Annotated in this window: 26 protein-coding genes; 21 read left to right on the top strand and 5 right to left on the bottom strand. The window is 72.2% G+C overall.

Annotation, left to right across the window (positions count from 1 at the left end; translation table 11 throughout):
- Positions 1-48 precede the first annotated feature (48 nt).
- Positions 49-573 carry a hypothetical protein gene (locus ACZ6H8_RS15990; RefSeq protein ID WP_464147936.1) on the top strand — a complete coding sequence of 175 codons (525 nt, stop codon included), beginning with the start codon at positions 49-51 and terminating at the stop codon, positions 571-573.
- 76 nt (positions 574-649) lie between these two features.
- On the opposite strand, the gene fbaA is transcribed toward ACZ6H8_RS15990, so the two are convergent.
- On the bottom strand, positions 650-1678 hold the full coding sequence (gene fbaA / locus ACZ6H8_RS15995) for a class II fructose-bisphosphate aldolase (protein ID WP_464147937.1): 1029 nt from the start codon (positions 1676-1678) through the stop codon (positions 650-652).
- 127 nt (positions 1679-1805) lie between these two features.
- On the opposite strand from fbaA, the gene ACZ6H8_RS16000 reads away from it, so the two are divergent.
- From ACZ6H8_RS16000 to ACZ6H8_RS16075, 16 genes are all read left to right on the top strand, one after another.
- On the top strand, positions 1806-3539 hold the full coding sequence (locus tag ACZ6H8_RS16000) for a dihydroxyacetone kinase family protein (protein ID WP_464147938.1): 1734 nt from the start codon (positions 1806-1808) through the stop codon (positions 3537-3539).
- On the top strand, positions 3536-3994 hold the full coding sequence (locus ACZ6H8_RS16005; RefSeq protein WP_464147939.1) for a ribose-5-phosphate isomerase: 459 nt from the start codon (positions 3536-3538) through the stop codon (positions 3992-3994). Before ACZ6H8_RS16000 ends, ACZ6H8_RS16005 begins: the two co-directional genes overlap by 4 nt.
- A gap of 2 nt (positions 3995-3996) precedes the next feature.
- Positions 3997-4758 carry a triose-phosphate isomerase family protein gene (locus ACZ6H8_RS16010; protein WP_464147940.1) on the top strand — a complete coding sequence of 254 codons (762 nt, stop codon included), beginning with the start codon at positions 3997-3999 and terminating at the stop codon, positions 4756-4758.
- Positions 4755-5450, top strand: a complete 696-nt coding sequence (locus ACZ6H8_RS16015; RefSeq protein WP_464147941.1) for a GntR family transcriptional regulator — start codon at positions 4755-4757, stop codon at positions 5448-5450. The genes ACZ6H8_RS16010 and ACZ6H8_RS16015 overlap by 4 nt, the downstream gene beginning before the upstream one ends.
- Before the next feature lie 146 nt (positions 5451-5596).
- A complete protein-coding gene (locus ACZ6H8_RS16020; RefSeq protein ID WP_464147943.1) occupies positions 5597-6541 on the top strand; it encodes a sugar phosphate isomerase/epimerase family protein in 945 nt (314 codons plus the stop codon).
- Positions 6538-7515 (top strand): 3-hydroxyacyl-CoA dehydrogenase family protein, encoded by a 978-nt coding sequence (locus tag ACZ6H8_RS16025; protein ID WP_464147944.1) that lies wholly within the window; start codon positions 6538-6540, stop codon positions 7513-7515. The genes ACZ6H8_RS16020 and ACZ6H8_RS16025 overlap by 4 nt, the downstream gene beginning before the upstream one ends.
- Positions 7516-7717: 202 nt before the next feature.
- On the top strand, positions 7718-9082 hold the full coding sequence (locus ACZ6H8_RS16030) for an MFS transporter (protein ID WP_464147945.1): 1365 nt from the start codon (positions 7718-7720) through the stop codon (positions 9080-9082).
- A 128-nt stretch (positions 9083-9210) separates the two neighbouring features.
- A complete protein-coding gene (glpX, locus tag ACZ6H8_RS16035; RefSeq protein ID WP_464147946.1) occupies positions 9211-10209 on the top strand; it encodes a class II fructose-bisphosphatase in 999 nt (332 codons plus the stop codon).
- Between the two features lie 252 nt (positions 10210-10461).
- Positions 10462-11130 (top strand): SipW-dependent-type signal peptide-containing protein, encoded by a 669-nt coding sequence (locus ACZ6H8_RS16040; RefSeq protein ID WP_464147947.1) that lies wholly within the window; start codon positions 10462-10464, stop codon positions 11128-11130.
- A 4-nt stretch (positions 11131-11134) separates the two neighbouring features.
- The gene (locus ACZ6H8_RS16045; protein WP_464147948.1) at positions 11135-11797 is read left to right on the top strand and encodes a SipW-dependent-type signal peptide-containing protein; all 663 of its coding nucleotides are present in this window, start codon (positions 11135-11137) and stop codon (positions 11795-11797) included.
- Entirely contained in the window at positions 11794-12447 is a 654-nt protein-coding gene (locus ACZ6H8_RS16050; RefSeq protein WP_464147949.1) for a hypothetical protein, read from the top strand. The genes ACZ6H8_RS16045 and ACZ6H8_RS16050 overlap by 4 nt, the downstream gene beginning before the upstream one ends.
- 40 nt (positions 12448-12487) lie before the next feature.
- Positions 12488-13039 (top strand): signal peptidase I, encoded by a 552-nt coding sequence (locus ACZ6H8_RS16055; RefSeq protein ID WP_464147950.1) that lies wholly within the window; start codon positions 12488-12490, stop codon positions 13037-13039.
- Entirely contained in the window at positions 13026-13508 is a 483-nt protein-coding gene (locus ACZ6H8_RS16060; protein WP_464147951.1) for a hypothetical protein, read from the top strand. Before ACZ6H8_RS16055 ends, ACZ6H8_RS16060 begins: the two co-directional genes overlap by 14 nt.
- Before the next feature lie 240 nt (positions 13509-13748).
- A complete protein-coding gene (locus tag ACZ6H8_RS16065; protein ID WP_464147952.1) occupies positions 13749-14495 on the top strand; it encodes a 3-hydroxybutyrate dehydrogenase in 747 nt (248 codons plus the stop codon).
- Between the two features lie 91 nt (positions 14496-14586).
- Entirely contained in the window at positions 14587-15357 is a 771-nt protein-coding gene (locus ACZ6H8_RS16070; protein ID WP_464147953.1) for a CoA transferase subunit A, read from the top strand.
- Between the two features lies 1 nt (position 15358).
- Positions 15359-15988 (top strand): CoA transferase subunit B, encoded by a 630-nt coding sequence (locus tag ACZ6H8_RS16075; RefSeq protein WP_464147954.1) that lies wholly within the window; start codon positions 15359-15361, stop codon positions 15986-15988.
- 60 nt (positions 15989-16048) lie between these two features.
- Here the strand turns inward: ACZ6H8_RS16075 and ACZ6H8_RS16080 are convergent, their stop codons facing one another.
- The 3 genes from ACZ6H8_RS16080 to ACZ6H8_RS16090 all read right to left on the bottom strand — a co-directional run bounded on the left by ACZ6H8_RS16080 (position 16049) and on the right by ACZ6H8_RS16090 (position 18914).
- The gene (locus ACZ6H8_RS16080; RefSeq protein ID WP_464147955.1) at positions 16049-17557 is read right to left on the bottom strand and encodes a DNA recombination protein RmuC; all 1509 of its coding nucleotides are present in this window, start codon (positions 17555-17557) and stop codon (positions 16049-16051) included.
- A 166-nt stretch (positions 17558-17723) separates the two neighbouring features.
- Positions 17724-18347, bottom strand: a complete 624-nt coding sequence (locus ACZ6H8_RS16085; RefSeq protein ID WP_464147957.1) for an exonuclease domain-containing protein — start codon at positions 18345-18347, stop codon at positions 17724-17726.
- 81 nt (positions 18348-18428) lie between these two features.
- Positions 18429-18914, bottom strand: coding sequence for a DUF3515 family protein (locus ACZ6H8_RS16090; RefSeq protein ID WP_464147958.1), 486 nt, complete (start codon positions 18912-18914; stop codon positions 18429-18431).
- A gap of 23 nt (positions 18915-18937) precedes the next feature.
- Between ACZ6H8_RS16090 and thiL the strand changes: the two genes are divergently transcribed.
- Positions 18938-19966: a thiamine-phosphate kinase gene (thiL, locus tag ACZ6H8_RS16095; protein WP_464147959.1), complete on the top strand. Its 1029-nt coding sequence runs from the start codon at positions 18938-18940 to the stop codon at positions 19964-19966.
- 159 nt (positions 19967-20125) lie between these two features.
- Positions 20126-20830: a hypothetical protein gene (locus ACZ6H8_RS16100; RefSeq protein ID WP_464147960.1), complete on the top strand. Its 705-nt coding sequence runs from the start codon at positions 20126-20128 to the stop codon at positions 20828-20830.
- Here the strand turns inward: ACZ6H8_RS16100 and rsmD are convergent.
- Complete coding sequence (gene rsmD, locus ACZ6H8_RS16105) at positions 20827-21435, bottom strand: 16S rRNA (guanine(966)-N(2))-methyltransferase RsmD (RefSeq protein WP_464147961.1); 609 nt, start codon at positions 21433-21435, stop codon at positions 20827-20829. The genes ACZ6H8_RS16100 and rsmD overlap by 4 nt on opposite strands.
- A 65-nt stretch (positions 21436-21500) precedes the next feature.
- Here rsmD and ACZ6H8_RS16110 point away from each other — a divergent pair, with 65 nt between their 5' ends.
- Together ACZ6H8_RS16110 and coaD are read left to right on the top strand one after the other, a co-directional pair.
- Positions 21501-23693: an ATP-dependent DNA helicase RecG gene (locus ACZ6H8_RS16110; protein ID WP_464147962.1), complete on the top strand. Its 2193-nt coding sequence runs from the start codon at positions 21501-21503 to the stop codon at positions 23691-23693.
- A gap of 129 nt (positions 23694-23822) precedes the next feature.
- The gene (gene coaD, locus ACZ6H8_RS16115; protein WP_464147963.1) at positions 23823-24305 is read left to right on the top strand and encodes a pantetheine-phosphate adenylyltransferase; all 483 of its coding nucleotides are present in this window, start codon (positions 23823-23825) and stop codon (positions 24303-24305) included.
- Positions 24306-24330: the final 25 nt, after the last annotated feature.

The following is a 24330-nucleotide window of genomic DNA, read 5'->3' on the forward strand; positions in this document are numbered from 1 at the left end:
CCGGCACGTCGAAGCAGGCATCCAGGCTGGCGGGTGGAGGATGACGGCATGCGCCGCAGCAACCGCCCTCTGCTCGTCAGCCTCGCCATCGCGTGCTTCGTGATCGGTGCGATCGCGCTCGTCAACAACCTGCGCTCGACCTTCAACACGCTCGAGATCTACCCGAACGCGTCGTTCTGGAACGTGTTCCTGTCGACGCAGGGCGCGACGGGCGCCGACCCGATCCTCGTCTTCTTCGTCTGGGGCCCGTTCGTGCTCGGCGCACTCGGCATCGCGCTGCTCGTGGCGCACTTCGTGCTGCGTGCCGTGCGCGCAGGTGCCGTCGTGGCCGTGGGCGCGGGCGCGGCTGCTGGCACGCAGGGCTGGCAGCAGCCGCAGCAGGCGGGGTCGCAGCCCACGCAGCAGCAGGCTGGATGGCAGCAGCAGCAGGCGTCGCTGCCGCAGCAGCAGGGTGGCTGGCAGCCCGAGCAGCACGCGTGGCAGCAGCCGACCGAGCCGCAGCAGGCATCGCCTGCGCCGCAGCCGGGCACGCAGCCTCCGCCGCCGAGCGCGGGGGATCGCATCCAGCCCTGACGGCCGGGCGCTCGCGACCCGCATGACGAAGGCCCCCTGCCGGCAGGCAGGGGGCCCTCGTCGCGTCAGCGTGTGGTCAGCGACCCGACCAGCCGGCGGAGCCGAGCTGCTTCGTGGCCTCGACGACGCGAGCGGCCATGGCGGTCTCGGCCGCCTTGCCCCATGCGCGCGGGTCGTAGACCTTCTTGTTGCCGACCTCGCCGTCGACCTTGAGGAAGCCGTCCCAGTTCGAGAGCACCGAGCCTGCGACCGAGCGCGAGTACGCGTACTGCGTGTCGGTGTCGATGTTCATCTTGATGACGCCGTTGCGCACGGCCTCCGAGATCTCGGCGTCGGTCGAGCCCGAGCCACCGTGGAAGACGAGGTCGAGCGGCTTCGCTGCCGTGCCGTGCTTCGCCTGGATGCCTGCCTGGATCTCGCCGAGCAGCTCGGGACGCAGCTTGACGTTGCCCGGCTTGTAGACGCCGTGGACGTTGCCGAACGTGAGCGCGGCGATGTAGCGGCCCTGCTCGCCGAGGCCGAGGGCCTCGACGGCCTGCTCGACGTCGCCGAGCGTCGTGTAGAGCGCCTCGTTGGAGCCCTCGTGCTGCACGCCGTCCTCCTCGCCGCCGACGACGCCGATCTCGACCTCGAGGATGATGTCGAGCGCCTTGAGGCGGGGCAGGAGCTCCTTCGCGATCTCGAGGTTCTCGGCCAGCGGCACGGCCGACCCGTCCCACATGTGCGACTGGAACAGCGCGGGGCGACCTGCGGCGACCTCGTCCTCGCTCGCCGCGACGAGCGGGAGCAGGAAGTCGTCGAGCGCGTTCTTCGGGCAGTGGTCGGTGTGCAGCGCGACCGTGATCGGGTACGCCTTCGCGACCTCGGTGACGTAGCGCGCGAACGCGATGGCACCGCCTGCGCGGTTCTTCACGGTCTGGCCGGCGAAGAAGTCGGCGCCGCCGGTCGTGACCTGGATGATGCCGTCGGAGCCCGCCTCCGACAGGCCCTGCAGGACCGCGTTGATCGTCGACGACGACGAGACGTTGATCGCGGGGTAGGCGAAGGCGTTCGACTTCGCCGTGTCGAGCATCTGGGCGTACTGGTCTGGCGTTGCGACGGGCATGGGCATCTCCTTCGAGCGGACGGCGTCGCGACCGAGTCTACGAGCGCCGATGCGTCCACGGCACAGGCAGGTTGCACGGACATGTCCTATAGGGTTGCCGCGTCGCATCGAACCGAGGGAGCACGCGATGACGCGTCTGTTCAATGAGCCGTCGGCGTTCGCCGACGAGATGATCGAGGGCTTCGCAGCCGCATCGGCACGGTGGGTCACCGCCGTCCCTGGCGGCGTGGTCCGTTCCACGAAGGCCGCCGAGGATACGGTGGCACTCGTGATCGGCGGTGGCAGCGGCCACTATCCGACGTTCGGAGGCCTCGTCGGCCCCGGCATCGCGCACGGCGCGGCGATGGGCAACCTCTTCGCCTCGCCCTCGTCGCAGCAGGTGTACTCCGTCGCGAAGACGGCCGACCAGGGCAAGGGCGTCCTGCTGTCGTACGGCAACTACGCCGGCGACGTGCTGAACTTCACCGAGGCGCAGGAGCGGCTCAAGGCAGAGGGCCACGACGTGCGCACGGTGCTCGGCACCGACGACATCTGGAGCGCGCCGGCGGATCGCACCGAGGAGCGTCGCGGCATCGCGGGCATGCTCGCGATGTTCAAGGTCGCGGGAGCAGCCGCCGAGCGAGGCGACTCGCTCGACGACGTCGAGCGCATCGCCAAGCTCGCGCGCGATCGCACGCGCTCGTTCGGCGTCGCCTTCGCAGGCTGCACGCTGCCGGGGGCGGACGCGCCGCTGTTCACCGTGCCCGAGGGCAAGATGGCCGTGGGCCTCGGCATCCACGGCGAGCCGGGCATCGACGAGGTCGACGTGCCCACGGCCGACGGGCTCGCGGAGCTGTTCGTCTCGCGCCTGCTCGAGGAGGTGCCTCCGGGCGTCGATCTCGATGGCGCACGCGTCGTGCCCATCCTCAACGGCCTCGGCGCCGTGAAGTACGAGGAGCTCTTCGTCGTCTACCGCGCCGTGAGCCGCCTGCTGCAGGAGCGCGGCCTCACGATCGTCGACCCCGACGTGGGCGAGATGACGACGTCGTTCGACATGGCGGGGTGCTCGCTCACGCTGCTCTGGCTCGACGCCGAGCTCGAGGACCTCTGGAAGGCGTCGGCAGACACCCCCGCGTACCGCAAGGGCTCGGTCGCGCAGCAGGAGCACGTCGACGTCGAGGTCGCCGCGGTCGTGGCCGAGGAGATCGGCGAGGCGTCCGACGCCTCGCGCGCCGCGGGCAAGACGATCGCCGCCGCGTTCGGCGAGATCGCCGACGCGATCGACCAGGCCTCCGACGAGCTCGGCAGGCTCGACGCCGTCGCAGGCGATGGCGACCACGGCATCGGCATGCGCCGGGGCGCGCACGCGGGCCGCGACGCCGCGCAGGCCGCCGCAGAGGGTGGCGCGGGTGCCGAGACCACCCTGCGTCGCGCCGCCGACGCCTGGGGCGACAAGGGCGGTGGCACCTCGGGCGTCATCTGGGCGACGATCCTGCGCTCGCTCGCGGGGCCGCTCGGCGACTCCGCCGACGTCACCCGCGACTCGGTCGTCGCCGGCGTCGATGCGGCGCGCGACGCCGTCGCGTCGTTCGGCAAGGCCAAGGTCGGCGACAAGACCATGATCGACGCGATCGTGCCGTTCGCCGACGAGCTGCGGGAGCGCGTCGCCGCCGGCGACTCGCTCGTCGAGGCGTGGTCGCACGCCTCCGGCGTCGCGGAGGAGGCGGCGCAGGAGACCGCGGCCCTGAAGGCGACGCTCGGCCGCGCGAAGTCGCACGGCGAGAAGTCGATCGGCACGCCCGACCCGGGCGCGGTCTCGTTCGCGCTCATCTGCACGACCGTCTCGGACGTGCTGTCGCAGCACCTGGAGGAGGACAAGTGACGCTTCGGCTCATCATCGGCTCGGACAAGGCCGGATTCGACTACAAGGAGATCGTGAAGGCCGACCTGGAGGCCAACGATCTCGTCGGCAGCGTCGTCGACGTCGGCGTCGCCTCCGACGCCGAGGGCACGAGCTACCCGAACGTGGCGATCGAGGCCGCGACGCGCATCGCCGCCGGCGAGGCCGACCGGGCGATCCTGTTCTGCGGCACGGGACTCGGCGTCGCGATCTCGGCGAACAAGGTCGCGGGCATCCGTGCCGTGACGGCGCACGACTCGTTCTCGGTGGAGCGCTCGATCCTGTCGAACGACGCGCAGGTGCTGTGCATGGGCCAGCGCGTCGTCGGCATCGAGCTCGCGCGCCGACTCGCCAAGGAGTGGCTCACGTACACGTTCGACCCGTCGAGCCACTCGCAGGCGAACATCGACGACCTCGTCGCGTACGAAGCACGCTGAGCATGGCGAGGTTCGTGATCGGCTCGAGCCTCAAGATGTACTTCGGCAAGGCGGCGACGGAGCGCTGGACGCGCGACGTCGCCGCCCTCTGCCGCGTGCATGAGGCCGTGACCTCCGGGCTCGTCGAGCCGTTCGTCATCCCCACGTTCCCGTCGATCCCCGCGGTCGTCGAGATCGCGGGTCCGGCGGGCATGACGGTGGGTGCGCAGGACGTGCACTGGGAGCCCTCCGGCGCGTTCACGGGCGAGGTCGGCGCGCCCGAGCTCGTCGAGCACGGCGTGGCGATGGTCGAGATCGGCCACGCCGAGCGCCGTGCGATGTTCGGCGAGACCGACGAGACCGTGGCGCGCAAGGTCGTCGCGTCGCTCGATGCGGGCCTCGCGCCCGTGCTGTGCATCGGCGAGCCCGTGCAGGGTGACCCGTCGACGGCGGCTGCCGCGTGCATCCAGCAGCTCGAGGCGTCGCTGCGCCTCGCGCGCGAGCGCGGCGTCGGCGGCCGGCTCGTCGTCGCCTACGAGCCCGTGTGGGCGATCGGTGCACCCGAGCCGGCGGGGGAGGCGCACATCCGCGGCGTCACGAGCGTGCTGCGCGACCACCTCGCGGGCGACGCCCTGCTGCCTGGCGCGCAGGTGATCTACGGCGGCTCGGCCGGCCCCGGCCTGCTGCCGCGCATCGCCCCCGACGTCGACGGCATGTTCCTCGGGCGCTTCGCGCACGACCCCGTCGCGTTCGGCCGCATCCTCGACGAGGCGCTCGCGGCATGAGCGGAGCCGGTCGGCAGCTGGACGTGCAGCGCCGTGCGCTGCGCGACCAGGTGCACGACCGCATCCTCGCCGACCTGCTCGACGGCACGGTGCAGGCCGGCGAGCGGCTGTCGATCGACACGCTCGCTCGCGACCTCGCCGTGTCGCCCACGCCCGTGCGCGAGGCGCTCGTGCAGCTCGAGCGCACGGGGCTCGTCACCCGGGAGGCGCTGAAGGGGTACCGCGTCGCGCCGCCGCTCGACCGCGAGCAGCTCGCGGAGCTCTTCGAGGCCCGCCTCATGCTCGAGGAGCGCGCTGCGCGCCTCGCGTCGCCGCACGCTGCCGCGCTGCTGCCCGCTCTGCGCGCTGCACACGAGGTGCATGAGGCCGCGAGCCACGACGTCGTGCACGCGCACGCCGTCGGCGAGGTGCCGCTCGAGGTCACGCAGCGCTACTTCGAGGCCGACGGCGCCTTCCACGCCGTGATCCTCGCGCACGCCGGCAACCGCTACGTGCAGGAGATGCACGCCTCGCTCGGCGCCCTCACGCACCGCCTGCGGCAGGCGGCGCTGCGCGGCCCGAGCGACGTGATCGAGGCGCTCGCCGAGCATCGCGCGATCCTCGAGGCGTTCGCGGGCGATCCGGCCGAGGCGAGCGCGCGGATGCGCGACCACATCGCGAACGTCCGCGACCGGTCGCTCTCGGGCCGCTGACGCCCGGCCGTCGACGCGAGCGCATGCTCGCGTCGCCTCGTGCTGTCCGGGGGGCCACGACCTCTGCGCTCATCGCCAACCCTTGACGTGGTTCGTAGATCCTATAGGATTTCTCGCAGCCCGACCCCGAGCGATGGAGCGAAGCGGTGCCGACGACGACGTCCCCCTACACGGCCGAGACCTGGCCGATCGCCACGTGCCTCCACGGCATCCCGCCCGTCGGCCACGACGGCGTCGCACTGCACGACGCCGCACCCGAGGTCTGGGACGACATGCTCGCGCAGGTGCAGGACGTCGGGTTCTCGATGATCGAGCTCGCCGACAGCCACATCCGCCCCGCCGACCTCGAGCGCGGCAGGCGCGACGAGCTGCTCGCGATCGCCCGCGCACGCGGCATCGCCATCCCCAGCGTCCACCTGCAGCGGCAGAGCGTCATCATGCCCGGCCATGAGGAGCGCAACCTCGCCTACGCGCACCGCACGATCGATGCCGCCGCCGAATGGGGCATGCAGGTGTTCTCCACCGGGCTGCACCAGCCCTTCAGCGACGCGCAGCGTCAGGCCCTCTGGTTCTGGACGGCCGAGGGTCCCAAGGACCCCGACGACCCCGAGGTGTGGGCCGCCGCCGTCTCGCGGCTGCGCGAGCTCGGGCAGCACGCCGCCGACGTCGGCCTGCGGATGTCGCTCGAGATGTACGAGGACACCTACCTCGGCACCGCCGACTCCGCCGTGCGCCTCGTCGAGGAGATCGGCCTCGACAACGTCGGCCTCAACCCCGACGTCGCGAACCTCATCCGCCTCCACCGCCCCATCGAGGACTGGCGCGAGGTGCATGCGAAGACCCTGCCGTACGCCAACTACTGGCACGTGAAGAACTACACGCGCGACGAGGCGGCAGACGGCTCGTGGGCCACGAGCGCCCCCAGCTCGATGGAGGGCGGCCTCATCAACTACCGCCAGGTCGTGCGCGACGCGCTCGAGCTCGGGTTCGACGGCATCTTCCTCATGGAGCACTACGGCGGCGACAGCCTCGGCAACTGCTCCACGAACCAGCGCTACCTGCGCACGCTCCTCCCGAAGGGACACGCATGACCACGCACACCATCGCCGTCGTCGGCTCCGGCTACATGGGCGGCGGCATCGCACAGGTGCTCGCCCTCGCCGGCCACGACGTGCGCCTGGCCGACATCTCCGCCGAGATCGCGCACGCGAACCTCGAACGCCTCATCGGCGAGGCCGAGCAGTTCGTCGCAGACGGGCTCTTCCCCGCCGACGCCGTCGAGCGCATCCGCGCGCACCTCACGGCGTCGACGTCGATCGAGGAGGCCGTCGCCGATGCGACGTTCGTCGAGGAGGCGGTGCCCGAGCGCATCGAGATCAAGCACGAGACGCTGCGCCGCATCTCGGCCGCGGCACCTGCCGACGCCATCATCGGCTCGAACACCTCGACGATCCTCATCGGCTCGCTCGCCGAGGCCGTCGAGCACCCGGGTCGCTTCCTCGGCGTGCACTTCTCGAACCCCGCCCCCTTCATCCCCGGCGTCGAGCTCATCTCGCACGACGCGACCGACCCGGCCGCCGTCGCCGTCGTCGAGGCGATCGTCGCCTCCACCGGCAAGCAGTCGGCGCGCGTCGGCGACGCGACGGGCTTCGTGCTCAACCGACTGCAGTACGCCCTGTTCCACGAGGCGACGCAGCTCGTCGACGAGGGCGTCGCGACGCCAGAGGACATCGACACGATCGTGCGCACGACGTTCGGCTTCCGCCTGCCGTTCTTCGGGCCGTTCGCGATCGCCGACATGGCGGGGCTCGACGTGTACGCCTTCTGCTACGCCTCGCTGCAGACGCGCTGGCCCGAGCGCTTCGCGACGCCCGCCTCGCTCGCCGCGCACGTCGAGGCTGGCCGCTTCGGCACGAAGAGCGGCGCCGGCTACCTCGACGTGCCCGCCGAGCGCACGGCCGAGCTCGTCGCCTACCGCAACCGGGCGTACGTCGCGACGCAGCGCCTGCTCGACGAGCTCGGTCCCGCGCCGATCGCGCGCGAGCAGCGGGAGGCGGGCGCATGACCGCGGTCCTCGCCGAGCGCGGCTGGCACGTCGGCATCTCCAGGCACTAGGAGCATCCATGGCCACCTGGTCGAAGTCCCGCATCGCCTTCCTGCTGCTCGGCGTCGCCCTCGTGGCGCTCGGCTGCTGGTTCCTCATCTCGTCCCTCTGACCCGACACCCCGGTCCGCGGCCTCGCCGCCGAGAGCGCAAAGGAGCGCACCATGTCCGACCTCGCGAAGGCGATCGACTCGACGGCCGACGCGCCGGCGCTGGCGTCCGCCATCAAGAAGGCCGCTCGGCACCTCATGCCGATGCTGATCATCCTGTACTTCGTCGCCTTCCTCGACCGCACGAACGTCGGCTTCGCCGAGGAGGCGCTCGAGATGGATCGCGGCATCTCCGCGGCCGCCTTCGCGTTCGGCGCGGGCGTGTTCTTCATCGGCTACGCGATCTTCGAGATCCCCTCCAACCTGCTGCTCAAGCGGTTCGGCGCCAGGTTCTGGCTCGCACGCATCGCCGTGACCTGGGGCATCGTCGCCTCTGCGTTCGCGTTCACGACGAACGACACCATGTTCATCGTGCTGCGCTTCCTGCTCGGCGTGACCGAGGCTGGGCTGTTCCCCGGCGTCATCATGTTCCTGTCGGAGTGGTTCCCCAACAAGGTGCGCGTGCAGATGTTCGCGCTGTTCTACCTCGCGCAGCCGTTCTCGCAGATGCTCGGCGCACCGCTGTCCGGCGGCCTCATCTCGTTCGGCGACCAGGTCACGCCGTGGCACGGCTGGCAGGTGATGTTCTTCGTCGAGGGGCTCATGGCCGTCGCGGCGGGCATCGCGGCGCTCTTCTTCCTCACGAACTCCCCGCAGCAGGCCAAGTGGCTCACCGATGGCGAGAAGAGCGCGCTCACCTCGGCGATGGCGGCCGAGGATGCGGTGCGGCAGCAGGACGGCCCGACCGGCATCTGGAAGGCGATGGCCAGCTGGAAGGTCTGGTACTTCACGATCATCTACTTCTGCCTGCAGATCGCCGTCTACGGCACGACCTTCTACCTGCCGCAGCAGGTCGCCGGGCTGCTGGGGCAGTCGGTGGGCTGGCAGGTGGGGCTCGTGTCGGCGATCCCGTGGCTCGTGGGCCTGTTCGCCTGCTACCTCTTCGGCAAGCGCGCCACGACCGTCGGGCGACGGCGGCGGTGGGGGACGACCTTCTACCTGCTCACGGGCGTGTTCATCCTCGGCTCGGCGCTCGCCGGTGCGATGCAGCAGCCGGTGATCGGCATCCTCTGCATCACGATCGCCGTGGCGAGCTTCCTGTCGGTCGGCCCCATCACGTGGTCGTTCCCGACGGCGTTCCTCACGGGCTCCGCGGCGGCAGCCGGCATCGGCCTCATCAACTCGCTCGGCAACCTCGGCGGCTTCGTCGCGCCCATCATGCGCACCGCCGTCAACGAGTCCGTGCCGACCGACAGCGGCGCGTGGGGCGTGGTCTCGCTCGGGGTGTTCGCGTTCGTCGCGGCCGGGATGTTCGCCGCGACCCGCTTCTTCCGTGCGAGGTCCGACGCCCTGCTCGACGAGGGCGCGCCGCAGCACTGACCACCGAACCCTCGATGCCGGGCGGGTCCAGCGACACCCCGCCCGGCATCGAGCACCCAGGGCGCACGTGCTCGGCACTAGCCTGGAGGCAGCTGGCCCCTGACCACCCCTGCCGAAGGAGCCACACCATGGCCGAGACCGTCTTCCAGCATCCCGATCGCAACCTCGCGATGGAGCTCGTGCGTGCCACGGAGGCCGCCGCCATCCGAGCGGTGCCCTTCATCGGACGAGGCGACAAGAACGCCGCAGACAAGGCCGCCGTCGACGCGATGCGCACCTTCCTCGGCACCGTCGCCTTCGACGGCGTCGTCGTGATCGGCGAGGGCGAGAAGGACGAGGCGCCCATGCTGTTCAACGGCGAGCACGTCGGCAACGGCCGCGGCCCGTCGTGCGACATCGCCGTCGACCCCATCGACGGCACGTCGCTCACGGCCGCCGGGCGTCAGAACGCGCTGAGCGTCATCGCCGTCGCCGACCGCGGCACGATGTACGACCCGGTCGACGCGTTCTACATGGACAAGCTCGTCTGCGGTCCCGAGGGTCGCGGCGTCGTCTCGCTCGGCCAGTCGATCGGCGACAACATCCGCGAGCTCGCGAAGGCGAAGGGCAAGGACGTGGCCGACATCGTCGTGGCCGTGCTCGACCGCCCCCGCCACGCTGCGCTCATCGACGACATCCGTGCCGCGGGCGCAGGCACGCGCCTCATGCTCGACGGCGACGTCGCAGGCGGCATCAACGCCGCGCGCTGGGAGTCGCGGATCGACATGTGCGTCGGCGTCGGCGGCACGCCGGAGGGCGTCATCACCGCGTGCGCCATCAAGGCGCTCGGCGGCTTCATCGAGGGTCGCCTCAACCCGCAGTCGGCCGACGAGCACGCGAACGTCGTCGCCGCGGGCCACGACCTCGATCGCATCCTCGCGGTCGACGACCTCGTCACGAGCGACAACACGTACTTCGTCGCGACGGGCGTCACCGATGGCGGCCTGCTCGACGGCGTGCGTCGCAAGGGGCCGCTGATCCGCACGGAGTCGCTCGTGCTGCGCTCGAAGACCGGCACGGCGCGTCGCGTGATCGCAGAGCACCTCGCCTCGAAGTGGCTCGATCGCGACGCCGAGCTGGCTGGCTGACCGCCGCCTCGACCGACAGCAGGGCCCGACGCGTTCGCGTGTCGGGCCCTTCGTCGTGCGCGCTCGATGCTCGCGCGGCTCCCGGCCTCGCTCGCGTCGGGGACCCCCGCTCGAACGGCGTTCGCGTGCATGCGAGTGCTGCTCGCGCGTGCTTCGTGCGTCGTCGGCGCGCCGTGTCCACATCCATGCTTGACGGATGGGGGACAGAGCCTGACACTTGAAGTGTCCTCATCTATACCCCTGGAGTCCCCCATGTCTGACACCGTCGAGGCCGTCGCCTCTCCCACCAGCCGCGGACGCGGCCGCAAGGTCCGTGCGATGCTCGCGGGAGGCCTCGTCCTCGGCGTCGGCGCCGCGATCACCCTCGCCGCCTGGACCGACAGCGAGTTCGCCACCGGCACGTTCACGGCCGGCTCCTTCAACCTCGAGGGCTCGACGACGGCGGCCGCCGGACCGTACGCCGACCACAACACCGCGGACGGCGACGCTGCCGCGGTGCTCGAGTTCACGCTCGACCTCAACGAGAACCTCACGCCCGACGACGTGACCTACGCGCCGTTCTGGGTGCGCCTCGCCGCTGGCACGACGACCGCGGCGACGCTCGACCTCACCGAGATCGTCGCCGTCGACGGCGATCCCGTCGGCAACGCGGAGAACCTCTCGTGGACCGTCGTGGCCCTCACCGGTCCGGCGACGTGCGACGCGGCCGGCGTGGCCGGCGGCACCGTGCTCGGCTCCGGCGACACCCTCGAGACCGACGCTGCCGTCGCAGGCGACGACACCCAGCCGCTCGCGATCGGCGCTCCCACGACCGACGCCGGTGCGCCCGTGCCGCTCTGCTTCGCCGTGACCGCAGGTCCGGACCTCGAGCAGACCGGCTCCGCGACGGCGACCTGGCAGCTGCTGGCCACCTCGATCTGATCCGATGGGACTGCACCGCGCTCCGCGCGATCGCAGGCGCCTCGGCCTGAAGATCCGCGCCGTCCTCACCGGGGGCCTCGCCCTCGGCGTGGGCGCCACGGTCACGCTCGCAGCCTGGAACGACTCCGAGTACGCCACGACCACGGTCACGGCGAGCACGTTCAACATCGTCGGGAACATGTCGGGCCAGACGGGCGGCACCGCCTTCACCGAGCACGACACCACGGGCACTGCCGGCACGGTGACGTACTCGCCCGCCGTGACCGCCATGTCGCCGGGCACCGTCTCGTACGGCACGGTCGCGATCCGGACGACGGCCGCCACCAACGTCTCGGGCTCGGTCATCGCGCAGCAGACCGGCACCGCGCCCTCGACGGCGCTCGCCGCCGCGCTGCGGTACGCGATCCGCGTCGCCCCGACCCAGGCGGCCTGCGCAGAGACGCTCTTCACCGCGACGGCTCCGGCCGGCACGGTCATCGTGCCGAATGCGACGCCCTTCTCGACGGGCATCGTGGCCGCGGGTCAGACGGCACAGCCGCTCAGCGCCGCTGCGGGGAGCACGGTGCTCTACTGCGTCCGCATCGAGCTGCCGTCGGGTGCGGCGTCGACCCTGCAGGGCGGCACGGCCACGGCGACCTGGCAGTTCCTGGCGACCTCGTCGTCATGAGGCGCGCCGCCGCGTCGATCGGGGTGGCGGCGCTGCTGCTGACCTGGTCGGCGTCGGCGGCGTCCGCCGCACCCGAGGAGACCATCATCGAAGGAGAGGTGCTGCGACTCGTGTCGGTCCAGGACGCTCAGGCGATGGCGACGATGCTGCCAGGTGCCCCCGTGGCGTGGGACGTCGCGGTGTCGTCTGGCGAGCCAGACGGCTCGATCGACGTCGGGCTCGACGTCGTCGCGGCCTCGCCGGACGCGTACGCCGCCACGGTGCGCGCGTGCGACGAGCGCTGGACCGATGCGGGATGCGCGAGCGGTGCGACCTCGCTGCTCGACGCTCCGCTCGTGACGGGCGCCACGACGCTGCTCGCCGAGCAGGACGCCTCCGTCGCAGCCTGGTACCGCATCGAGGTCGAGCTGCTCGAGCCGCGCGGCAACGCGCGCGTCGACCTGCGCTTCACCGCAGACGGCTTCGGCGAGGTGCTGAGCGACGATGGCGAGACGGGGCAGCCAGGCGTCCAGCCGCCTGCGGCCTCCATCCCGGGTCTTCCGCAGACCGGTGGTCGCGTCGCCTGGTACGGCCTGCTCGCGCTGCTCGCGATCGGCACGGGCGTGCTGGTCGCGCGCCTCCCGCAGCGCACGAGAGCGCAGCGACGATGACCGCGCGGATCCTTCAGGCGACCCACGGGGGAGGGAGGCGATGAGCCGCGGCATCGCTCGTCGCTCGCGGGGCATCGCCGCGAGCATCCTGCTCGACGTGCTCGCGCTCGGCGGACTCGTGTGCATCCTGCTCGTCATCGCCTCGTTCGCCCTCAAGATCACCATCGTGATGTTCGCCACGGGGTCCATGACGCCGACGATCCCCGCGGGCTCGATCGCGCTCGTGCGCGAGATCCCCGCGACCGACATCGAGGTCGGCGACGTCGTGACCGTCGATCGCGCGCCGGAGCTGCCCGTCACCCACCGCGTCCTCGAGATCCAGGGCGTGGACGGCGACCAGGTCACGTTCACGATGCAGGGCGACGACAACGTCGATCCCGACCCGTTCCCGTACGTCGAGACGACGGTGCGCGAGGTGCTGTGGTCGGCGCCGGGACTCGCCACCGTCGTCGTGCAGCTCCAGAACCCGCTCGTGCTCGGCGGCATCACGCTCGGCGCGACGGTGCTCGTGACGTGGGCCTTCTGGCCGCGTCGGCTCGACGTCGAGCCGGATGCGTCGTCGGAGGAGGTGCTCTCGCATGAGCGGCGATGACGCCGACGTCGATGCGCTGCGCTGCCGACGGTCGCAGCGGCTGCGCGCGGCGGCGCTCGGGCTCGGACTCCTCGCGGTCGTCACCGGCGTCACGAGCGTGCAGCCGACCGAGGCGGCGTGGACGAACGCCGAGCACGCCACGACCACCGTCACCGCCACCACGCTCACGACGCCGACCGTCGTCTCGTGCAGCTACACGGCGACGCTCTTCGACTTCACGGCGACCTACACGCTGAGCCTGCCGTCGACCGGCGTCGTCACCGCGCAGCTGCAGCAGCGGGCACTGCTCGGCAGCACCTGGTCGAACGTCGGACCGGTCCGGACGCCCACGGGCAACCAGGTGGCCATGCAGCACGGAGCACTCGTCGGCGTGTTCCGCACCGTCTTCACCGTGAGCCTCGGCGGTTGGACGCGGTCGTTCACGTCGAACGAGTTCACCGTCGTCGCCAACGCCGTCGGCAGCTGCTGAGCGGAGGGGCTTCGGCAGGACCGACCGCAGCGTCCGACCGGCAGCGTCCTCCGACGCACCGGTTGCACTCCTCTGCCACGACCGGCACGCTGAGGGTGCACGGGGCTGCCGCACGGATGACGTCCGACGGTCTCATGTCCCACTTCCGCTCGACGTCGAGAGGCGACCCATGCGCACCCCTGCCTTCGCGAGATCCCCACGACGGCCGTCGCATCGCGAGCCGCAGCGGAGGGCTTCGGCATGACCGGCCTCGCAGGGCGCAGAGCGCTCGTCACCGGCGGCGCGAGCGGCATCGGCGCCGCGATCGCCCGCGCCTTCGCCGAGCAGGGGGCGCACGTGATCGTCGCCGACCTCGACGCCGACGCCGCCACCGCGCTCGCGACCGAGATCGGCGGCGAGCCCTGGCACGTCGACCTCCTGGACGTCGCAGCGCTCGAGACGACCCGACTCGACGCCGACATCCTCGTGAACAACGCCGGCATCCAACGCGTCAGCCCCATCGTCGACCTCGACCCCGCCGACTTCCGCCGCATCCTGCAGCTCATGCTCGAGGCGCCGTTCCTGCTCGTGCGCGCCACGATGCCCGGCATGGTCGAGCGCGGCTTCGGCCGCGTCATCAACCTCTCGAGCGTGCACGGACTGCGCGCCTCCGCGTTCAAGTCGGCCTACGTCGCCGCGAAGCACGGTCTCGAGGGCCTGTCGAAGGTGACGGCGCTCGAAGGCGCACCCCACGGCATCACGAGCAACTGCATCGACCCCGGCTACGTGCGCACCGCGCTCGTCGAACGGCAGATCGCCGACCAGGCCGCGACGCACGGCATCCCCGAGTCGGAGGTCGTCGAGCGCATCATGCTCACCGAGATGGCCATCAAGCGCCTCGTCGAGCCCGACGAGGTCGCATCGCTCGCGACATGGCTCGCCGGGTCGAGCGCAGGCATGGTGACGGGTGCGTCGTACACGATGGACGGTGGATGGAGCGCGCGATGACGCGCGCCGAGCACGGACACGGCGACGGCATCGACGCCGTCGTACGAGGCGACGAGGACGCGGCCCACGAGGCTGCAAGAGAGGAGAGGCCATGAGCTTCGACAAGACGGTCGCGACGGCGGCGGAGGCGGTCGCCGACATCGGCGACGGCGCGACGCTCGCCGTCGGAGGGTTCGGGCTGTGCGGCAACCCCATGGGGCTCATCGAAGCCCTCGTGGAGCGCGGGGTGACGGGTCTGCAGGTCGCGTCGAACAACTGCGGCGTCGACGACTGGGGGCTCGGGCTGCTGCTCGCGAACGGGCAGATCGACAAGATGACCTCGTCCTACGTGGGCGAGAACAAGGAGTTCGCACGCCGGTACCTCTCCGGCGAGCTCGAGCTCGAGCTCACGCCGCAGGGCACGCTCGCCGAGCGGCTGCGAGCCGGCGGCAGCGGCATCGCGGCGTTCTTCACGCAGACGGGCGTCGGCACGCAGGTCGCCGACGGTGGTCTGCCGCAGGTGTACGCCGCCGACGGCTCGATCGCCGTCGCGTCGAGACCGAAGCAGGTGCAGCAGTTCGAGGTCGACGGCGAGCTGCGCGACTTCGTGCTCGAGGAGGCGATCCGCACCGACTTCGCGCTCGTGCACGCCGCCGTCGGCGACCGGCACGGCAACCTCATCTTCAACAAGTCGGCTCGCAACTTCTCGCCGCTGGCCGCCATGGCCGGTCGGGTGTGCATCGCGCAGGTCGAGCGGCTCGTCGAGCCTGGCGAGCTCGACCCCGACCAGATCCACCTGCCCGGCGTGTTCGTGCACCGCGTGCTCGAGGTGGGCACCGACATCGAGAAGCGCGTCGAGCGACGCACCATCCAGGAGGCATGACATGGCGCTCACCCGGAACGAGATGGCAGCACGCGCAGCGCAGGAGCTCGACGACGGCGCCTACGTCAACCTCGGCATCGGGCTGCCGACGCTCGTGCCGAACTACGTGCCCGAGGGGCGCACCGTCGTGCTGCAGAGCGAGAACGGCATCCTCGGCGTCGGCCCGTACCCGACGGAGGACGCCCTCGACCCCGACCTCATCAACGCGGGCAAGGAGACCGTCACGACCCTGCCGGGCACGTCGTTCTTCGACTCGGCGACGTCGTTCGGCATGATCCGCGGCGGCAAGATCGACGCGGCGATCCTCGGGGCCATGCAGGTGTCGGCAGGAGGCGACCTGGCGAACTGGATGATCCCCGGCAAGATGGTGAAGGGGCCAGGCGGCGCCATGGACCTCGTGCACGGGGCGAAGCGCGTCATCGTGCTCATGGAGCACGTCGCGAAGGACGGCACCCCGAAGATCGTGACCGAGTGCTCGCTGCCGCTCACCGGCAGGGGCGTCGTCGATCGCATCATCACCGACCTCGCCGTGCTCGACGTCACCGACGAGGGGCTGCGGCTCGTGGAGCTCGCGCCCGGCGTGACCCTCGACGAGGTGCGGGCGGCGACGGAGCCGGACATCCTCGACTGACGGCGACGCACGACGCCCACCCCGGCAGCGGCTCGGGGTGGGCGTCGTGCGTGCGTCGCCTCAGCCGGCGCGCGTCGCCGACTCGTCGTCGCGCGCTGCCGTGCGCGTCGACTCGTCGCGCAGCAGCTCGTCGATCGCGAGGTCGGCGTGCGTGGGGCTCGCGGCGTCGGCCGACCGCGGCTCGGCGGCCGAGTCGTCGCCCTCGGATGCCGCCTCGGCATCGGCGTCGGCCGGCTCGATCGTCATGTCGGTGAACTCGGCCGCCGTGAGCGGCTTCGGCGAGTGCTCGATCTCGTTCGTCTCGACGATCTGCTTCGGCGCATCGAGGCGAGCGAGCTTGCGCGCCGACACGAGCACGCGCGACTCGAGCGACGACGAGAACGCGTTGAAGTGCTTCACCGACGACTCGAGCGACGAGCGCACCTTCTCGACGTGGCCCGCCATCGTCGCGATGCGGTCGTACAGCTCCTGGCTCAGGTCGTGCACGCGTGCAGCGTCCTCGGCGACGGCCGCCTGGCTCCACGTGATCGCGACCGACTTCAGCAGCGACCACAGCGAGACGGGGCTCGCGAGCGCGACGCGCTTGCCGAAGGCGTACTCCATGATCGACGGATCGGCCTCGAGCGCCGCCGAGACGAGCGACTCCGACGGGATGAAGGCGACGACGAACTCTGGGCTCGGGCCGATGCCCGCCCAGTACTGCTTGCTCGAGAGCTGGTCGACGTGGCTGCGGATGGCCTTCACGTGCTCCTGCATGAGCGACGCGCGACGCGCGAGCTCCTCGTCGGAGGCCGTGAGCGGGATGCGCGACGCCTCGAGGTAGGCGCGGAAGGGCACCTTCGCGTCGAGCGCGAGGTGCTTGCCGCCCGGCAGGTGCACGACCATGTCGGGGCGCAGGCGACGCTCGTCGGCGGTGAACGACGACTGCGTGTCGAAGTCGACGCGCTCGAGCAGACCGGCCGACTCCACGACGCGCCGCAGCTGCGTCTCGCCCCACACGCCGCGCGTGGAGTTCGACGAGAGGGCGCTCGCGAGCGACTCCGCGGTCTGGCGCAGCCGCTCCTCGGACTGCAGCGACTGGTGCAGCTGCTGCGCGATGGAGCCGTGCTGCTCGCTGCGCTGGCGCTCGAGCTCGACGAGCTGCGTCTGCAGCTTCGTCACCGCCTCCTTCATGGGAGCGATCTGCTCGGCGACGCGCGACTCGCGCCGCTCGCGCTCGGTCTGCTCGTCGGCCGTCGACTTCGCGACCTCGAGCCGGTCGCGCAGCGCCTCGACCGTGGCCGAGAGGCCTGCACGCTCGCGCTGCGCGGCGTCACGCGCCTCGATCGCGTCGCGGTGCTGCGACGCGAGCGACTCGTGGGCGGCCCGGAGCCCCGCGAGCTCGGCGTCGACGCGCTCGCGCTCGTGCAGCTCCTGCTGGCGGGCGAAGGCGCGCTCCTGCTCGGCCTGTTGCTCGGAGACGGCCGACTCGCTCGCCCTCGCGCGCGCCGCGAGCATGGACGCGAACCAGCCCGCCGCGGCTCCGACGAGGAGGGCGACGAGCAGTGCGAGAGCGAGGCCGAGGTCCATGCCTCCAGTGTGGCGACGACCGCCGACACGGGGTCGCTGCCGCGCCGCGCCGCGCCGCCGCGCCCCCGCGTGCACGCGTCGCGAGGTGCGGTTGCTGCACTCAGGTGCGGGTGCAACCGCACCTCAGCGCAGCAACCGCACCTCGGAAGCCGAGCGGAGGGCTCGGCTACGGACGCCACCACGCGTCGGCGGGCTCGCGCTCGAGCGTCTGCTGGTGCTCGAGGGGTCCGAGCCGCTCGATGCGCGTCGCGCAGATGCGCGCCAGGTGCTCGAGGTCGGTCGCGCCGTGGCGCGAGGCCGCGTGCGTCACGATCGTGGCGCACGCCTCGGCATCCGCAGCGGCGTCGTGGTGCGCGAAGTCCTCGAAGCCGGCCGCCATCGCCGCGACCGGCAGACGGTAGGAGTCGAGGTGGTAGGTCTTGCGCGCGATGCGCAGCGAGCACGTCCACCGCGTCTCGGGCACCTCGCGCCCGCTCGCGACCGACGCCGCCTTGAGCACGCCCTTGTCGAAGCCCACGTTGTGCGCCACGAGGATGTCGTCGCCGACGAAGCCCAGCAGGCGGTCGTGCTGGTCGACCCAGCGGGGCTCCGCCGCGACGTCGTGCGCCTGGATGCCGTGGATGCGCACGTTCCAGTGCGAGAACTCGTCGTGGCCGAGCGGGGGCCGGATGAGCCAGGAGGCGCGGTCGACGATGCGGCCGTCGCGCACCTTCACGAGCCCGACGGAGCACGCCGACGCCGGCGAGCCGTTCGCGGTCTCGAAGTCGATCGCGGTGAAGTCGATCGCCATGCCATCAGCCTCGCAGCGACCGCCGACAGCGGCGGCGCGGCTCGGCGGCGCGGCGGACGGCGACGGTGGGATGCACGCCGGTCACGGCGCGTCGGCGGGGGAGATGCACGAGCCGACCTCGTCGGTGACCGCGACCTGACGCGACAGCTCGCCCAGCACCGTGCCGCCGGAGATGATCTCGGGGTCGATGACGACCTCGACGGCGGGCTCGCGACCGTAGGTGACGTACGTCTGCGCCTCCGAGCCCTCCTCGGTGACGTCGATCCAGTCGACGTCCTCGATCGTGAGGCAGGTCGCCGTCGACGGTGCGGGCAGCGGCACGCCGCAGCGCAGCGTCACGGCCGTCGGCTCGCCCCACGCTGCCGTCGCCTGCGCGTCGACGGTGCGTTCGGGGAGGGGGCCGCCGACCTGCCCCTCTGCGAGCACGTCCGGCAGGGCGACGATGACGGAGGCGCACGCCGGATCCGTGGCGCCCTCGGCAGGCTCGAGCGAGACGGTGGGCGCGCATGCGGTGAGCGTCGCTGCCGCGAGCCCGGCGAGGGCGAGGGCGATCGGGGAGCGGCGCATCGCTCTCAGGCTATCGTCGTGGCGTGCCAGCGACCGACCAGCCGACGCCCGCAGACGCCGCCGACGAGCGGGCGTCGCACGGCGGGGACGCCGCTGCCGCGACGGTCGCCGAGGTGGGGGAGCGTGCGGCGCTCGCGCGCATCATCCCGAGGCTCCCGGCGGGCGACGACACCCTCGTGGGCCCTGGCGACGACGCAGCGGTCGTGCGCGCGGACGGCTCGTTCGTCGTCACGACCGACACGATGCTCGAGGGCCCCGACTTCCGCGCCGCATGGTCGACGTGGCGCGACCTCGGAGCGAAGGCTGCGGCGACGAACCTCGCCGACGTCGCGGCGATGGGGGCGCGCCCCACGGCGCTCGTCGTCGCGCTCGCGGTGCCGGGTGCGACGCTCGTGAGCGACCTGGAGGCGTTCGCGGACGGGCTCGCGGACGCCGTGGATGCGTTGGCGCCCGGCTGCGGCGTCGTGGGCGGCGACCTCACGACGTCGACGACCGCCGTGATCGCGGTGACGGCGTTCGGCTCGCTCGATGGACGCGCGCCCGTGCTGCGCTCGGGAGCACAGGTCGGCGACCGCGTCGTCGTCGCAGGCGACCTGGGCTCGGCGGGCGAGGGGGTCGCGCTGCTGTTCGCCCATGCGATCGTCGACGGCGTGGAGTCGGCGGAGGCTGCTGCGCGCCTCCGCGTCGAGCATCCGCGTGCGGTGAGGGCGCAGCTCGCACCCGCGCCGCCCATCGCGATGGGGCCCGTGCTGGCGGAGGCTGGGGCGACGGCGATGCTCGACGTCTCCGATGCGCTCGCGCTCGATGCCTCCCGCATCGCGGCGGCCTCCGGCGTGCGGATCGCGCTGCGCGGAGCGCCGCTCGCCGGGTTCGCGGCGCCGCTCGAGCACGTGCTGCACGGTGGCGAGGACCATGCGCTGCTCGCGACGCTGCCGGCGTCGGCGGTCGCGCCGACGGGCGTGCTCGAGATCGGCGTCGTGGAGGCGGGCGCAGGCGTCACGCTCGACGGCGAGCCGCTCGATCCTCGCGGCTGGGATCCGTTCGCCGGCTGACGAGCCCGCCGCCCGCGGTGCCGTTGCGAGGTGCGCTTCCCGGTGCGAGGTGCGTCTGTCCAGCTCAGGTGCGGGTCTCCGCGCACCTGAGCTGGCGAAGCGCACCCCGCGACGGCGAATCGCTGGCACACGGCGTCGCGTCTGTGGTCGACTGCAGGCATGACCGCATGGTTCGGCCCCGATGCTCCCGAGCGGGCGCGCCGTCGGCGTCGCACCGTCCTGGTGCTCGCCGCGGCCTCGACGCTCGCGGTCGCCGCGGTCGCGACGAGCGTCGTCCTCGCGCGGGAGGGCCTCGGCACCTGGCAGCTGCCGCTGCTCGCGGCGCAGCTCGCATGCATCGTCCCGGTCGTCCTGCTCGCCCTGCACGGGCGCGGTCGCCGACTGCGGCGGCTCCGCGACGTCGTCGCCGCGGCTGCGCCGCCGGAGTCGGTCGTCACGGTGCTGCGCCCCGATGCGCTGGGATCCAGCCGGTGGCTCGGCCCGCGGGCGCTCGTCTCGCCGATCCTCGTGCTCGTCGACGACGAGGAGGGCTTCGGGCTGTGGACGGCGCGCTCGGGCGAGGCGATCGGTCTCATGCGGCGTCCGTGGTCGTCGGTGCGCGAGATCGCCAGGCGCGACGACGGCTTCGGCGTGGAGCTGCGTCCGATCGACGACGGCGATGCCACGCTCGCGCTCCTGCCCATGGGGCTCGACGGCCCGATGGCGCAGCGGATGGAGCAGCCGGGCCGCATCCGCGCCCTCCTCGATCGCCTGCGCGCACGGCACCGCGTCGCGTGCCCACCCGTTCCGGGCAGCGAGGCGCCCCGCCGGGCTCACGACGTCGACTGGCTCGACCCGCCCGACGCCACGCGTCCCTCGCGCTAGCCGTCCTCGGTCGCGACGTCGGCGAGCGTCGCGTCGTCGCCGTCCGCCGGCGTGCGCCGCACGAGCCAGTGCACTGCCGTGTCGCCGTAGGTGCGCGTGCGATCGAGCACGAGGTCGCTCGGCAGCTCGGGGGAGCCGGCCCGCGTCGCCTGCTCGAGCACGACGAGCGCATCGTCGACGAGCGTGGGCACGAGCGCCTGCAGCACGGCAGCCACCTGCGCGGCCGGCAGGTCGTACGGCGGATCCACGAAGACGAGGTCGAAGGTGCGCGTCGTCTGCCCGAGATATGCGAGCGCCGGCTGCGCGACGACCTGCGCGCGCTCCGCCCCGGCCTTCGCCACGGCGTCCGCGTTGCGCTGCGCGACCTTCGCCGCCTGCCTTCCCGAGTCGACGAGCACGACGGATGCCGCGCCCCGGCTGGCGGCCTCGAGGCCGAGCGCACCCGAGCCTGCGAAGAGGTCGAGCACGTGCGCGCCATCGCAGAGGGCTCGGGCGTCGAGGGCGGAGAAGATCGACTCGCGCACCCGATCCGACGTGGGGCGCGTGCCGGCGTCCGGGACCTTGAGGGTCAACGATCCGGCGAGCCCTGCGATGATGCGCGTCACGCCCCCATCCTCGCGCACGCCGCCCCGCGCCCGGCGCGTCGCACGCGTCGCCTACGCTGGCTGCCGTGACCGAACGCCCAGCCGACGTGCCGAGCGCCGACGGCGCCGTGCCGGATGGGCTCGAGCGGTCGCTGCAGATCGCCGTGGGCAAGAAGACCGCCGACCGACTCAAGCGCGCCTTCGGGTACGAGCGCGTCGGCGACCTCGTCATGCACGTGCCGCGCCGCTACGTCACGCGCGGCGAGCTCACCGACCTGTCGCAGCTGCAGGTCGGCGACCATGTGACCGTCGTCGCCGAGGTGCGCTCGGTCGGCACGCGCGAGACCGGCAGGCGCGACCGCCGCGGGCGTCCGCTCGTCGTCACGACCGTCGACATCTCCGACGGATCCGACGTGCTGCAGCTCACGTTCTTCAACCAGCGCTGGGTCGAGGGGCAGCTGCAGCGCGGCGTGACCGCCATGTTCTCGGGCACCGTGAGCGTCTTCCGCGACCAGCGCCAGCTGACGCATCCCGAGTTCGAGCCGTTCGACGACGAGGGCGCGGATCCGACGGCGTGGGCGAGCGAGATCATCCCCGTGTACCCGGCGACCGCGACGCTGCCGTCGAAGGACCTGCGTGCCCTCATCGGCCAGGTGCTCGACGACCTCGGGCCCATCGCCGATCCCGTGCCGGATGCCGTGCGCGACGCCCACCGGCTGCTGCCGCTGCGCACGGCGCTCGAGCGCACCCATCGGCCCGAGAGCGAGGCGGCGGGCCATGCGGCGCTGCACACGCTGCGCTGGCAGGAGGCGTTCCTGCTCGAGACGTACCTGCTCGCGACGCGCGCGTGGATGCAGTCGCTGCCGTCGACGCCGCGGCCGGCCGGACGCCTGCTCGAGCGGCTCGACGCCTCCCTGCCGTACGAGCTCACGCCCGATCAGCGCACCGTGGGCGACGAGGTGCAGGCCGACCTCGCGCACCGGACGTCGATGCATCGACTCGTGCAGGGCGAGGTCGGCTCCGGCAAGACGCTCGTCGCCATCCGAGCGATGCTCGCCGTCGCCGAGTCGGGTGGGCAGTCGGCGCTGCTCGCGCCGACCGAGGTGCTCGCGAGCCAGCACCTGCGCTCGATCGTCGCGACGCTCGGGCCCGACCTCGCCGCGGAGCTGCATCCCGTGCTCCTCACGGGCCAGATGCCGGCTGCGGAGCAGCGGCGCGCGCTGCTGGCGATCGCAGCGGGGCAGTCGCGCATCGTCGTGGGCACGCACGCGCTGCTGTCGGATCGGGTGCAGTTCGTCGACCTCGGCCTCGTCGTCATCGACGAGCAGCACCGCTTCGGCGTCGAGCAGCGAGAGACGCTGCGGCAGAAGGGCGTCGCGCCGCACACGCTCGTGCTCACGGCGACGCCCATTCCGCGCACGATCGCGATGACGGCGTTCGGCGACCTCGACGTGTCGACGATCCGCACCCTGCCGCCCGGCCGCTCGCCCATCCAGACGCACGTCGTCGGCCCCGAGGCGCCGCGTGCCGTCGACCAGCGCGTCTGGCATCGGGTGGCCGAGGAGGTCGCAAAGGGACGGCAGGCGTTCGTCGTGTGCCCGGCGATCGCGCCAGGCGACGTCGAGCGGGGGATGCCGGAGGACGACGAGGGCGAGGGGCGTGCACCGCTCGCCGACGTCGAGACGTGGACGCGGCTGCTGCGCACGCATCCGGGGCTGCAGGGCACGCGCGTGGAGTCGCTGACCGGTGCGATGCCGTCGGACGAGAAGGATGCCGTCATGCGCGCGGTCGTCGCGGGCACGGTGGGCGTCGTCGTGGCGACGACGGTGATCGAGGTGGGCGTCGACGTGCCGAACGCGACGACGATGGTCGTGCTCGACGCCGACCGCTTCGGGGTCTCGCAGCTGCATCAGCTGCGAGGCCGCGTCGGCCGTGGCGCGCACGCGGGGCTGTGCCTGCTGCGCACGACGGCCGAGCTCGACACGCCGGCGCGAGAGCGCGTGGAGGCGGTGGCGGCGACGCTCGACGGGTTCGCGCTCGCCGAGATCGACCTCGAGCATCGTCGCGAGGGCGACGTGCTGGGCACGACGCAGTCGGGCGGGCGCTCGAGCCTGCGGCTGCTGCGCGTGACGCGCGACCGCGCGATCATCGAGGCTGCGCGCGACGCGGCGCTGGGCGTGCTCGCCGCAGATCCGCGGCTCGAGGGCCACGGTGCGCTGCGCCTCGCGGTGCACCGGCGCCTCGACCCCGACGCGCGTGCGGCGCTCACGTCGGCGTAGTCGCTCCTCCGCCCCACCCATCCGTCGCGAGGTGCGCGTGGTGCATCGGGGTGCGGTTGCAACAGCACCTGAGTGCAGCAACCGCACCTCGCAACATGTTCGACACACGAGTCTCGATAGGGTGGTGTCATGCCCCGCATCGCCGTCGTGCCCGGCTCCTACGACCCCGTGACCCTCGGTCACCTGGATGTCATCTCGCGCGCCGCGCGCATCTTCGACGAGGTGCATGTGCTCGTGGTGCACAATCCCGACAAGGATGCCTTCCTGCCCGCCCCGGATCGGCAGCTGCTCATCGAGCGTGCCATCGAGGAGTCGCGGCTGCAGGGGCAGTTCACCGTCGCCACGTGGTCGATGGGGCTGCTCGTCGACTACTGCCAGCAGGTGGGTGCGGAGGTGCTCGTCAAGGGCATCCGATCGCAGATCGACCTCGCGTACGAGATGCCGATGTCGATCGTGAACCGCGACCTCGCGGGCGTCGAGACCCTGTTCGTGCTGCCGAACCCGGAGAACGCGCACGTCTCGTCGAGCCTCGTGCGGCAGGTGGCTCGCCTGGGCGGCGACGTGAGCCCGTACGTGCCGCGGGCGGTGGCGACCTTCCTGCAGCGCACGTGACGCGCCCAGGCAGCGGGATGGGCTG

Source organism: Agrococcus sp. AC640b, from assembly GCF_979255995.1.